Source organism: Succiniclasticum sp., assembly GCF_056977735.1.
This window is the reverse complement of sequence record NZ_DBMCWA010000001.1, coordinates 19,325-31,744: the sequence shown is the minus strand read 5'-3', so window position 1 is coordinate 31,744 and position 12,420 is coordinate 19,325. Positions and strand designations below refer to the sequence as shown.

The window sequence follows — 12,420 nt, the reverse complement described above, 5'->3', positions numbered from 1 at the left end:
CGCTCCTTATAAATCCCGTCCGATAATACGGGCAATCCCTTTTAATTCACCCATCAGTTCCGCAAAGCGCTCCGGTTTCAAGGACTGGGCCCCATCGCACAATGCCCGCTCCGGATCGTTATGGACTTCGATGAGAAGCCCGTCCGCCCCAACGGCAACCGCCGCCTTGGCCAGGGCAGGAACCATCCACCACAGACCCGCCGCATGGCTGGGATCTACGATGACCGGCAGGTGACTCAGCTTCTTTGCGGCACATACAGCGCTCAGGTCCAGCGTATTGCGCGTATACGTCTCATACGTACGGATACCCCGCTCGCACAAAATGACATTGGGATTTCCTTCCGCCATAATGTATTCCGCGCTCATGATCCATTCCTGTACCGTAGCGGCTAAACCGCGTTTCAGCAGAATCGGCTTCTTTGTTTTTCCCAGTTCCTTTAAAAGAGAATAATTCTGCATATTACGGGCACCTACCTGGATCAGGTCTACATCTTCCACAAAGCGGTCCAGCACATCAACACTCATAATCTCAGTTACAATAGGAAGTCCGGTTTCCGCTTTCGCTTCTTTAAGCAGTTCCAGCCCGGGCATTCCCATGCCCTGGAACGAATACGGAGATGTGCGGGGTTTGAAGGCGCCGCCCCGCATCAGGTGCGCTCCGGCCATCTTTACGGACTTGGCCACCCCGATAATCTGCTCCCGGGTCTCCACGCTGCAGGGGCCGGCAATGACCTGCATCTGCCTGCCACCAATCTTCACACCGCCTACGTCAATGACACTGTCATCCGGATGGAATGCCCGGTTCGCACGTTTAAAAGGTTCCTGGACCCGCAGCACCTTTTCAATCCAGTCATTGACCATGATGTCATGGGGATTGAGGATACTGGTGTCGCCTACCACACCTAAAATGGCAGCCTGGTTACCGGTACTCAGATCAATTTTAAACCCTTTTGCTTCCAGGCCGGCAATAATCTTATTTCTCTCTTCAATCGGGGCATTAGGCTTCATTACGATAATCATGGTGTACACACTCTCCTTATTAATACAATTATATTTTTTACGTAATATCTTGTATATTCTGCAACCCTTATGACCTTCCAGATGCACAGCTTGCCAACACAAACGAGGTTCTAGTGGTTTGTTTTCAGGTTTGCGTTTATATAGTAAAAAAGCGGGCTCGTAAAAGAGCCCGCCTGCATTTGGTTGGCAGCCTTTGAAGTTCAGTTCCTTCACCGGCCTTTTCTGTTTACGATTCTATGCCTTCTTCTCTTTTTCCCACACAAAATAGCCATAGCCGTAATAATAGCTATAGCTAAAGGAAAAAACATAATTTGCCGCAAACATAGAATTCGATTTCATCATTACACCTGCAAAACAAACATGTAACCACTGCTAACGTTTACATATTGTCAGTGTAAACCCATTTGATTTTCCCGTCAAGCAGCATTTGTGTAACGCTTTTTACAGTTTTACAGATTTGGACAAAGTTTGCTAAAACCGTTCCCGATATTTTGCTTCAGCCTTTCCAGAATCAGCAAATTTTTCTACTTATTATCTCCCGGCAGCTCGCTTATATAATACGTATACATAACGTAATTCGCCAACGCGTCTTCATACTCATGCTGGGGATACGGCTCATCAATCTTATCTACAAACTGCATTTCCCGGCTGAAATAATAGGCCTTATCCCCAAAAAAACCCAAAGCGCATTCCGGTTCCGGATACTGTTGCAGCAGGTTCCGGCCGATAAACCGTTCCGGCGGCTGAATGCCCTGCAGACACAGCAGCGTAGGCGCTATATCGATCTGGGAAGCGTAGGCACTGCTGTCCAGATTTTCCAATGGCGCCAGATTTTTAGAAATAAAAATGAGAGGAATGGGCGCGATGCTCTGCCTGTCTTTCTCATTTTTCACCAGTTCCGTATATTCCCCTCCGGAATGGGGATTGTGATCGCTTGTGATGACGTACAGCGTACGGTCATCCAGCAATCCCGCTTCTTCCGCTGCTTTAAAAAACGCCTTCAGTGTGCAGTCCACCCAGTACATCCCGTGAATGGTAACTGTCTGGTTATCCCGGAAAGACGCCGGTGTATCACTCCATTGCGTTGCGTAATAGGGATACGGCTGGTGCATGTCCAGGGTTTTGGTAACATAAAAAAACTTCTGCTCTTTCAGCTTTTTCAGTTGCTCCAGCGTTCTCCGGTACATTTCGTCATTATGGAAGCCCCAGCCGGAAGCCCCGGTATAACCGGCCTTCTCCATATCTTCCCTGGCTTCGTAATGAGCCATGCCAAACTGTTCCGTATATTGCCGGAACTCACTGTTGTAATAACGGCTGGAAGCACTTTGGAAATATCCGTCAAAGCCGTTTTCCTGCATACTGCGGAACAGGGACGGTTTATCGGTGCCCTCAACATCCCCGTCAAACAACAGCTGGGAACGGAACGTGGCGTTCAGCCCTTCCGTAGTAGGTACGGCGGAAGAATAGTAATTGTCAATACGAGGGTATTTTTTTGCAAGGGAATCCAAAAACGGCGTAGCTTCTGCCGGTATCTCTTTATTATAAAAATGGATATAGTCCCGGTGCACCGATTCCAGGATCAGCATCACAATACGGTCGTAGGCCGGTGCCGGCAGCGGACTTGCGGACTTCCTCCGCATGACCCCCAGTTTGTACATCCACTCTTTGTCTTTTTCTGTCAGTTCTTTTTTCTTGTGCTGACCGACCAGCACCGCTTTCTCTTTTTTAAAAGCAGCCTTGCTGACGACATTCACAGCAATCGGCGTAACCAGCATATCGCGGTATTCCTGCCTGCTCTTTTCAATTTGCTCCTCGCTCCATAAACCGGATTCATGCAGCGCATATAATCCCAGTTGGCTTCCTGTAAAATACAACAGGTTGAAAAGAAGCGTGCAGCCTGACACTGCCAGCAACGCCCAGGCAATATTCGGCTTGTGCCTTCTCGGCTTCGTCACCCGGAACAAAAGGAAGACGGCCAGGATACAACCGGCAATTTGCATAAGCTGCACCTTCGAAAAGGAAGACATGACGCCCTGGATCGCATAGATATTAAAATTGCGGAAGAACACCGCCTGAACATGCATGGACGTCTGCCAGAAATAGATCACATCCAGCAGCATAAGGGAGGCACAGCAGAAATAAACAACAAAATATATAAATTTGTTAATCCTTGTCGGCGCGTGATGATACCAGACGGCTGCCAGGATCGCCAGCACAATATTATTCAACAGGCCGGCCAGAATGGCCAGTGTCGTTAAAAAGTAGGGATCCAGCGCCAGCTTTTGCTGCATATACCAGGCAAAACCCAGATATGCCACACCCAGCACCACAGCAGGAAAATACCGTTGCAGACGGTCAGGAATCCGTTTACGGCGCAAAAAAAGAAGGTACCCTGTTACCAGAAGCACCACGTCACGCAACAGTGCGTTAACCAGCGCCAGCCAGTAATCGCCTAAAGGAAAAGGAGTGATTCCGGCATAAAGCATCCGGGCATGTTCTTCTTCCCTGAAGTAAATGGCGCCTGCAATTATAACAAAAAACAGCAGGACGCGAATACGTTTTCTATTCCTTAGCCAGTCCATAAGGATACCTGCCTGTTAATTTCTACGGAATAAACAACAATGGTTCTTCCATCATTTCAAGTGTCAACGGAGTAGAGGCAACCACATCCCCGTCCAGTTCTACCGGGAAATCCTCTACCAGATTTACAGATTCAATCTCGATTTTTTTCGCCTTCCTGCAGATAATTCCTTTATCCATTTCCAGTCCCTCCAGCGCAATGAGGGACGCATATTTTAAAATATCAGCCCGCTTATTGCCCGGGAAAACCGCTGCATGGAGATACGGCGAAGACAGGGCGGCATCCCGAAACAGGTTATACCGTCCGGCATAGTAACGGCTTTTTCCGACTATTACAGACGAACCGGTATACCACTCGTTCTCATCATTAAAACGTACCTGAAATGCGTAACGCCAGTTGCTGAAGACCAGTTCCTGACGAACCAGCTGTGTACTTTGCAGCACATAGGCAAATTTATTCAGCAAACGCTTCTGCACGGCCCCTACGCCATCTACCACCAGAGAATCAAAGCCAACGCTGGCTACCGTTAAAAACAGGTTCCCGTTTGCCCGGGCAGTATAAAGCGGATACACGTATCCTTTCAGCGTACGGTGCACCCATCGAACCGGTTCATTCCGCAAAGACATCTCTTTGGCTATCAGATTTACTGTTCCAGCCGGAAACACACTGATATACGGGCGGTAATCCAGCCGCAGCATATCTTCCACAAAAGCGCGAACGGTTCCGTCTCCGCCAGCAATGATCACCCAGTCGCATTTCTCATCCGCAGCCCGTTTAGCCAGTTCCGGCATCTGTTCAAAAAGTTTAACATCCAACAGCTCTATTTCCGCATCCAATTCCTGTTTTAATAATTTATAAACCTCATTGATGCGGGAGATCATGCTGGCAAACAGTTGCCGGCCCGAATAGCGGTTATAGAGAATAAAAACTCTTTTAAATTGTTTTACATTAACCTGGTTACATGGCTGCATCAGCAGTCCTCCCCGCGCAAAGCTTCCGATATTGTATATTTAACCTTTTTTTGCAAACTGCCACTTTTCCTGTCATTTCATTCCAGCCACGTTTCACAGGCATCCAGTACCTGCTTTACCGTCAGCTCTTTCATGCATCGCATATTGTATTTTGAATCGCGGCAATGGTGTTTCATCCCTGCTGCGCAGCCGGGGCAGGGAGGCTGTGCCGTGACAATTGTCGCCAGCCGCGTATAGGGCCCGTACAAATCCGGATGGCTTGGCCCGTACATGGCTACAACGGGTACCCGCTGGCTGATTGCCACATGCATGGGACCACTGTCATTGGTAACAATGAGAGTGCAACGGCGCATAGCGGCAGCCAGCTGCCCAATGGAAAACTGTCCGGTAGCTATCACCGGCTTTGATTTCATATGCTTAACGGCCTCCTGTACCATATCCTCATCCATGGTACCGCCAAAAAATACTGTCCTGTACCCTTTCGCAGCCAGTGTGTCTGCCACTTCCGCAAACCGTTCCGGCGCCCAGCGTTTTGTTTCTACTGCACTGCCAATATTAAAACCCACCAGCTTATCTGAGGAAGCCACACCCTGTTCTGTCCAAAACTTTTCAGCAAAAGCCCTGTTCTCATTTCCCGGAAAAATTTCCAGGCCGCGATGATGCAGCTCTTTCACTCCAAGCTGTGACAAAACATCCAAATACATATCCGCCGCATGCTTTTTCCGGTCCAGCGGAGTCAGTATATCAAACCAGGGTTTGAACAGCCAGTTGGTACAGCCGGTACGTTTTCCAACTTTTGTCATAGCGCAGATAAAAGAACAACGCTCATTGGGATGCAGATTGATCAGGATATCAAACTGCATCTTCCCTAAATTATGGGCACAGCTCAACAAAGCAAGAAGACTGTTGTCCCTGCCCTTTTTATCAATGGTAATGACCTCGTCCAGACAGGGATTGTGCAGCACCACGTCTTTCAGTTTTTCATCTACCAGCATCGTAATATGGGAATCCGGCGCTGCTTCCCGCAGTGCCCGGATAAACGGCGTGGTCAGGGTCAGATCCCCGAGGTGCATCAAAAACGTCACCAGAATTTTTTTACGGTTCAATTCCACGCCTTTCACTTCACTTTCCTCTTATATTCTTCAAACGCCATTTCCGGCGTAATTGCGTTCATACAAATCCAGTTGTTGCAATGTTTTTTCAGACAGCCTGCACAAGCCACCGGTGCAGTTAAAACGGTTGCTTCCGTGCTTCCGTAAGGACCCGTACGATCTGGCCTGGTGGGGCCGTACATTGCAACTAACGGCCGCTTCATGGCTGCCGCAATAAACAACGGACCGGTATCTACGCTGATATAAGCTGTACAATGCTGAATCAGCGCGCCTAACTCCCGCAGACTGGTCTTACCGGTCAGATCAGTGACCCCAGGAACCATTTCTGTAATCTGTCTGCCCAGAGGCGCGTCTTCCGGACCTCCGGCAAGAACAACCTGCTTCCCGTCCTTCAAAATCATACCCGCCAGTCTGGCAAAGTATTCTGCAGGCCACTTTTTTGTCTCCCAGCGGGCGCCGGGAACCAGTACAACATAGGTTTTTTTTACAGAATCTGCCTTTTCCCTGACAGCCTGCCATTCTTTTTGCAAATCCGGCATGGGAAACTGTATCTCGTTCACTTCGCAGCCTAAATACCTGGCTACGTCCAGATAACGCTCTATCACATGGTCTCTGGCATGCGCGCCGGTAATCGCCTTACTGACAAGACCGCTTCCTTCACGCATCTCACAATAGCCAATACGGTTATTACAGCCGCTTATAGCGGCCAGCACAGCACTTTTAAACAGCCCCTGCATATCAATCACAAGGTCAAAATTCCTGCTGTGAAGCAATTCCCGCATTTCTTTGAAATACGACCACTTGTCGCAGACACCCATCTTTGTAAATTTAACTTTATCAAAAAAGAGTACTTCGTCCACTACCGGCGGGTCCGGCACAAACGCGCCGAACTGGGGGTGCACCAGCCAGGTCAGCCGTGCACCGGGGAAACGTTCCCGCAATACCGCAACAAAGGGCAACGTATGTAATACGTCGCCCAGTGAGCTCATTTTGATAATGAGGATATTCTTATATTCCATACAAATCCCCAAACACGAATCATCGTTACAAACGAACACTTAGCTCTTAACAATTTTCTTAACAAAATCCGACAGGTTTCCGCCGGTATAAAGAAATCCCTTCACCCCGGCGGCTTCCGCCGCTTCCACGTCGCGGGGACTGTCCCCGATCAGAAACGCGTCGGCAGGCTTCATATTAAAATCACGTAACGCCTGCAATATCATACCCGGCTTGGGCTTACGGCAGTCGCAATTCACATCATACTGTTTCACAACCGCCCCCGGAAGATGAGGGCAGTAATAAAAGGCTGCTATCTCGCCACCAGTTTTTTTTACCTCTGATGCCATCCAGCTATGCAGCTTCCTGACAGTTTCTTCCGTAAAATATCCCCTGGCCACACCGCTCTGATTCGTCACCACGACGACAAGGTACCCCTGCCGGTTCAGCCAGGCTATCGCCTCCAGACTGCCGGGAACCCATTCCACCTCTTCCGGTTTATGCAGATAATCCTTGTCAATATTCAGAACGCCGTCACGATCCAGCAAACACAACTTCTTTTCTGTCATATGATTCTTCATAAATCCTGTAATCATGTACCCGGATGTTTCCGGTAAAAACGGATACAAAAGTTTTCAGGCATGATCCTGCCGTGTATAATACCCGCCAGTCTTATCCAATACACGGCAATACTCTTCCACAGCTTTTTCAATATCGGTAAAACCGCCTTCATACCCGACAGACAGTAATTTTGTTTCATCGGCCTGGGTGTAGCTTTGATATTTTCCTTTCAGCACTTCCGGGAAGGGGATATACTCCAATTTATCCATTGATGCGCCAAAATGCTTCAGTATCGCTTTTGCTACCGTATTAAAAGGATGGGCGTGCCCGGTACCGCAGTTGAAGATTCCTTTCAGTTCCGGATGCTCCCAGAAGAAGAAGTTTACCTTCACCACGTCTTTGACATACACAAAATCGCGGGTCTGTTCCCCCGGGCCGTACCCGTCATAGCCTTCAAACAGTTTAACCTTACCTTCAGCTTTGAATTGGTTATACATCTGGAAGGCCATCGAAGCCATCTTCTCCTTATGGTTTTCCTGCGGGCCATACACATTAAAGTAGCGCAGCCCTACCACCTGGCTCTCCAGCCCATCCAGATACCGGCGGATATAATTATCCATAAACAATTTGGAAAACGCATACACATTTAACGCTTCTTCACATTCCGGTTTTTCCGTAAAGCCGTGCTTTCCGCTGCCATAGGTAGATGCGGAAGACGCATACATAAACTGGATTTTACGGTCTGCAGCAAAATGGAACAGGTTCTTCGTATATTCGAAGTTATTTTCCATCATATACTTGCCGTTATATTCCATGGTGTCGGAACAGGCCCCTTCATGGAAAATGACGTCAATCTTTTCATGATTGAACATCCCCTCCAGAATTGCATCGCCGAAATCAATTTTGTCCATGTAATCCATGACCTTCAGGCCCTGGATATTTTTGAATTTTACCATGTTGGTCAGGTTATCCACCACAAGGATATCATCCCGGCCCCGGTCGTTCAGACCCTTTACAATATTACTGCCGATAAACCCGGCACCTCCGGTAACAATAATCATACTGATACTCCGCCTTTCCGGAACCTACATTGCCTGCACTTTTAAGCACAAGCCCCGAATCTTACATCTTTCCTTCCCGCACCAGACCGGCAATCCGTTGCACCAATCCGGTAGTGGAATATCCTTCTTCGAATTCAATGATTTCCACTTTTCCGGCATATTCGCGTCCGGCCACCTGCTCCGGGCGGTAATCTCCACCCTTCACCAGAATATCCGGATGAATTATTTTTATTAATTTTGCAGGCGTATCCTCATGAAAGATGACCACTGCGTCAACACAGGCAAGGGAAGCCATGATCCGCGCCCGGTCCAGTTCATGGACCAATGGACGGGTATCGCCCTTCAGGCGGCGCACCGAGGTGTCTGAATTCAGGCCTACAATCAGATGTTTCCCCAGTTTGGCCGCTTTTTCCAGATAGGATACATGCCCGACATGCAGAATATCAAAGCACCCGTTGGTAAAGACGATCTTCTCTCCGCCTTTATGCCAGATCTGTGCCAGCTCCGCAATTTCCTTCCAGGATAAAGGACGGAATCCGTACCCCAGTTTCCTCTCTTCGCTGAGCAGATCTTTCAGCAATTCATCCCGGTGCACAGGGTATGTACCCACCTTGCCAACCACAATGCCGGCTGCCCGGTTTGCTATATAAACAGCTTCCGGCAACGGCAATTCGCCAGCTGCGGCAGCAATCAGGGCTGCAGCTGCAGTATCACCGGCGCCGGAAACATCAAATACTTCTAACGCGGAAGCGGGACTGTGGATAACCGTCCGTTTTTCCCCTACCAGTGTCATCCCCTTTTCACTGCGGGTGACTACCACGTTCCGGATCCGGTACCGTTCCCGTGCCATCTGGGCAATCTGCAATACGGGACCGTCTTCATTGGGGACCGTCTGCCCGGCCGCCTCACACATTTCTTTCAGGTTCGGGGTAATAAAAGTACAGCCTTCATATTTTTCCCAATGAGGTCCTTTGGGATCAACGAGTACCGGAATCTGATGCGCATTTGCCATACGGATCACCCACTGACAGAATGCATCAGAGCAGACGCCTTTGGCATAATCAGATACAGCAATACCATCCAGTCCTTTTTCTATCAGGTCCAGCAGCCACTGTTTGATCTGGTCCGCCTCTTCCGGGTACAAGTCGCCCACTTCTTCAAAATCCAATCGCAGCATCTGCTGACGGGCGCCCAGAATCCGCATTTTCGTAATTGTGGAACGGCGGCGGGATTTTACCAGACCGCTGAAGTCGATCCCTTCTTTTACAAGCAGTCCTTCCAGGATTTTACGGTTATCATCGTCTCCGGTCACGCCGCCCACATACACCTTGCAATCCAGATTTGCCAGGTTGGCAGCTACATTTGCGGCTCCACCCAATACCGAATCAATTTTCTTTACACGGTTTACCGGCACAGGCGCTTCCGGGGAAATACGGTTTACCTCCCCGTAAAAATACCGGTCCACCATCACATCGCCAATGACCGCAATACGCAGACTTTGTATCTTCTCAGCTAAAAATGAAGTACATTTCATATCATTCATGATCCACCAGTTCGCATAAAATATGTCCCATCAGTATATGCATTTCCTGAACGCGGGCGGTCACCCTGGCCGGAACTGCCAGGCAGATATCACAGGCAGCAGCCATTTTTCCGCCGCCTTCCGCCGTCATGCCGATACAGACGATACCTTTTTGCTTTGCTTCCTCAATGGCCAGCAAAACATTTTTGCTGTTTCCAGAGGTCGATATCCCAATCAGCACATCTCCCGGTCCGCCCAATGCCTGGATCTGACGGGCAAAGACGGTATCATACCCGTAATCATTCGCCACAGCAGTCAGTATGGAAGTGTCTACCGTTAAAGCAATAGCCGGAAGCCCTTTCCGTTCCTTTTGAAAACGCCCCACGAATTCCGCTGCCAGATGCTGGCTGTCCGCCGCACTGCCGCCGTTACCGCAAAAAAGAACCTTATGCCCTTCTGCCAGTGCCGTTTCAACATACTTAGCACATTGCTCCAGCTTCTGGGGTAAATCAGACGCCATTATCTTTTGCAGAACGTCCAGATGATCCGTTAAACGTTGTTCAATAATCCGGTTCATATGTCCTCCACTTTCCTGAATTTAAACCTTTACTAAATAATTTGTTTACCAGTTAAAGATATCAAACTTTACCGTCCATTCATTATCATTCTTATAGTGCTTTCGTTCATAAGAGATGGTAAGACCTTCACAGCAGAACCTGTGCAACCAGGTAAATGTTGTTGAATAATTGCCGTGATACAAGGAACTGCTGTCTGAATTATGCCGGTTCACAATCGAAACCGTATTATGTTCATCCGGGGTCCAGGAGACTCCCGTTCTCCATTCCCGTGAAAAATCAGGCTGTCCCAAACTGAAAAGATAACTGGTCTTATTCTCATAATGGAATGTTTCCCAGATATTCCATTTATCGGAAAAACGGTATCCAACAGTCCCGGTATAAATATCCGTATCCAGGGTTTTACCGTGTTCCCGGGTAACTTCATTATCCAGGCTTTCCTTTACCCATTTGTGCCCCAGCATCAAATCAAGGTACATCTTTTTCCCACCCAGCAGATGGATTCTGTCATGGCGCAAATTAACAGTCGTTTCCGTATGCCAGCTTGACCAGTTTGCATTGGTATATTTCCAAAGACCATGCGTAATACCGGCGTCAATAGTTAACGGTATGCCTTTTGCAATCCGATGGGGTTTTAAAAACAGACCCCAGTCCGTTTTCTTATGCAGCCAGATCCCGTCATCCAGCAGGTCATTGTCAGAATCATAAACATACCCATCGTTAAAACGTACATAAAAATCCTTTTGATCATGCCGGATGCTGTAGAAAGGCTTATAGTGGGATTTTGAATAATAAGCCTGGCGCATGGAAAAGATGGTGGGGTTTTTCAACAGAGGATTGCCAATCGGATGCTTATAATCCAAAGCCACATACCATCCACGATCTTCCTTCCACCCAATCCGGGGCGCAATCGTGTTTTTCTTATTCTTTAAATCATTGATCCATACGTCCCGGGAATAAATATGTTTATCTTTGACATATACCTTCACGTTTCTTGCAATAATACGATCGTTAGGTATTATCGTAATCGTTTTCGCCTTAACCGAAAGACAGGGAGAATGATTTACTGCAGGGCACCTCGTTGTCATCCCACCCTGATCGATGATAAATTTCCCGTTTTCAATAATGGCATGAGGCGCTTCATAGTAATCATGGTCATTCTTTTCCGGGTCCGGAGTAGAAACGCCTTTTAACTGCAATAATTCACCGGTCTTATTGTTAAAATTATAATGGGCCCAGCGTACGTTCGCCTGATTTTCCGGTTCCTGCAGGGTTCCGCCTTCCAGCAGCCACACATCCCCTGTTTTGGCATTTCCGACAGCCCTGGCAGAGACCAGTTGCATCGTTCCCTGTTCCAGCCGGACATTTCCCTCAATAATAAAGTCCCCGCTCTCATTTGCATACTGGGCATCATCGCCGGTTATCACCAGGGGAATGGCTTCTGCTTTTCCTTTTTTCTTTTTACCATCCTCAACAGCATTGTCTTTAACTAAAGAGGATTCCTCTTTTACCGGTAGCTTGTCAGAATTTTCCATCCCACCCTGAGGGACACGATCTGACAAAGAAGAGGTATTCGGCATGGCCGCAATCTGTTTTCGGGCCTGATATTCATATCCGCGGATTTCTTTTTCTGACTCAGGTTCAAAATTTTCATCCGTTTCCGATAAAAGCTCTTCTGCCTGTTCCTCCGCTTTCTTCAATGCCGTGTTCCGGGCCATCAACTCTGCAGCAGCTTTTGCAAACGATTCGTTCCCGTCTTTAGTCCTGACCGCCCGGGAATCATTCACTGCCGGCCCATAAGACTGATTTAACGGCGACTCATATTTCGCATCCGGGTCATATTCGTCTGGCGTCCGATCCGCTGCTGCATAAGCAGGAACGGCAACAGCCATGCCGGCCAGCAGAACGGAAACCATCAGTTTTCTTTTCATGAAGTCCTCCAACTATTATAAATATCCAGCTAACATTATATCACAAAACTGCAATAAAAAAAACACCGGCGTAACCTGAATACGCCGGTG

Annotated in this window: 10 protein-coding genes; all 10 read right to left on the bottom strand. The window is 48.2% G+C overall.

What is annotated here, in order from left to right; translation table 11 throughout:
* Positions 1 to 6 precede the first annotated feature (6 nt).
* Positions 7 to 1,020, bottom strand: coding sequence for a 3-deoxy-7-phosphoheptulonate synthase (aroF, locus tag ACZOWY_RS00135; RefSeq protein WP_484391343.1), 1,014 nt, complete (start codon positions 1,018 to 1,020; stop codon positions 7 to 9).
* Between the two features lie 524 nt (positions 1,021 to 1,544).
* Entirely contained in the window at positions 1,545 to 3,602 is a 2,058-nt protein-coding gene (locus ACZOWY_RS00130; RefSeq protein WP_484391342.1) for an LTA synthase family protein, read from the bottom strand.
* A 22-nt stretch (positions 3,603 to 3,624) separates the two neighbouring features.
* The gene (locus ACZOWY_RS00125; RefSeq protein WP_484391341.1) at positions 3,625 to 4,572 is read right to left on the bottom strand and encodes a diacylglycerol/lipid kinase family protein; all 948 of its coding nucleotides are present in this window, start codon (positions 4,570 to 4,572) and stop codon (positions 3,625 to 3,627) included.
* Positions 4,573 to 4,649: 77 nt separating this feature from the next.
* Entirely contained in the window at positions 4,650 to 5,693 is a 1,044-nt protein-coding gene (locus ACZOWY_RS00120) for a glycosyltransferase family 9 protein (RefSeq protein ID WP_484391340.1), read from the bottom strand.
* Positions 5,690 to 6,703: a lipopolysaccharide heptosyltransferase I gene (gene waaC / locus ACZOWY_RS00115; protein WP_484391339.1), complete on the bottom strand. Its 1,014-nt coding sequence runs from the start codon at positions 6,701 to 6,703 to the stop codon at positions 5,690 to 5,692. Before waaC ends, ACZOWY_RS00120 begins: the two co-directional genes overlap by 4 nt.
* Before the next feature lie 39 nt (positions 6,704 to 6,742).
* On the bottom strand, positions 6,743 to 7,276 hold the full coding sequence (gene gmhB / locus ACZOWY_RS00110) for a D-glycero-beta-D-manno-heptose 1,7-bisphosphate 7-phosphatase (protein WP_484391338.1): 534 nt from the start codon (positions 7,274 to 7,276) through the stop codon (positions 6,743 to 6,745).
* 39 nt (positions 7,277 to 7,315) lie between these two features.
* Entirely contained in the window at positions 7,316 to 8,302 is a 987-nt protein-coding gene (gene rfaD, locus ACZOWY_RS00105; RefSeq protein WP_484391337.1) for an ADP-glyceromanno-heptose 6-epimerase, read from the bottom strand.
* Positions 8,303 to 8,363: 61 nt separating this feature from the next.
* Positions 8,364 to 9,845 (bottom strand): D-glycero-beta-D-manno-heptose-7-phosphate kinase, encoded by a 1,482-nt coding sequence (gene rfaE1 / locus ACZOWY_RS00100; protein ID WP_484391336.1) that lies wholly within the window; start codon positions 9,843 to 9,845, stop codon positions 8,364 to 8,366.
* Positions 9,838 to 10,401: a D-sedoheptulose 7-phosphate isomerase gene (gene gmhA, locus ACZOWY_RS00095; RefSeq protein WP_484391335.1), complete on the bottom strand. Its 564-nt coding sequence runs from the start codon at positions 10,399 to 10,401 to the stop codon at positions 9,838 to 9,840. Before gmhA ends, rfaE1 begins: the two co-directional genes overlap by 8 nt.
* Positions 10,402 to 10,446: 45 nt before the next feature.
* Positions 10,447 to 12,330, bottom strand: a complete 1,884-nt coding sequence (locus ACZOWY_RS00090; RefSeq protein ID WP_484391334.1) for a hypothetical protein — start codon at positions 12,328 to 12,330, stop codon at positions 10,447 to 10,449.
* Positions 12,331 to 12,420 lie beyond the last annotated feature (90 nt).

Coding starts and splice junctions, on each gene's coding strand:
- aroF (WP_484391343.1), bottom strand. CDS start 1,020: ATGATTATCGTAATGAAGCCTAATGCCCCGATTGAAGAGAGAAATAAG.
- ACZOWY_RS00130 (WP_484391342.1), bottom strand. CDS start 3,602: ATGGACTGGCTAAGGAATAGAAAACGTATTCGCGTCCTGCTGTTTTTT.
- ACZOWY_RS00125 (WP_484391341.1), bottom strand. CDS start 4,572: ATGCAGCCATGTAACCAGGTTAATGTAAAACAATTTAAAAGAGTTTTT.
- waaC (WP_484391339.1), bottom strand. CDS start 6,703: ATGGAATATAAGAATATCCTCATTATCAAAATGAGCTCACTGGGCGAC.
- gmhB (WP_484391338.1), bottom strand. CDS start 7,276: ATGATTACAGGATTTATGAAGAATCATATGACAGAAAAGAAGTTGTGT.
- rfaD (WP_484391337.1), bottom strand. CDS start 8,302: ATGATTATTGTTACCGGAGGTGCCGGGTTTATCGGCAGTAATATTGTA.
- rfaE1 (WP_484391336.1), bottom strand. CDS start 9,845: ATGAATGATATGAAATGTACTTCATTTTTAGCTGAGAAGATACAAAGT.
- gmhA (WP_484391335.1), bottom strand. CDS start 10,401: ATGAACCGGATTATTGAACAACGTTTAACGGATCATCTGGACGTTCTG.
- ACZOWY_RS00090 (WP_484391334.1), bottom strand. CDS start 12,330: ATGAAAAGAAAACTGATGGTTTCCGTTCTGCTGGCCGGCATGGCTGTT.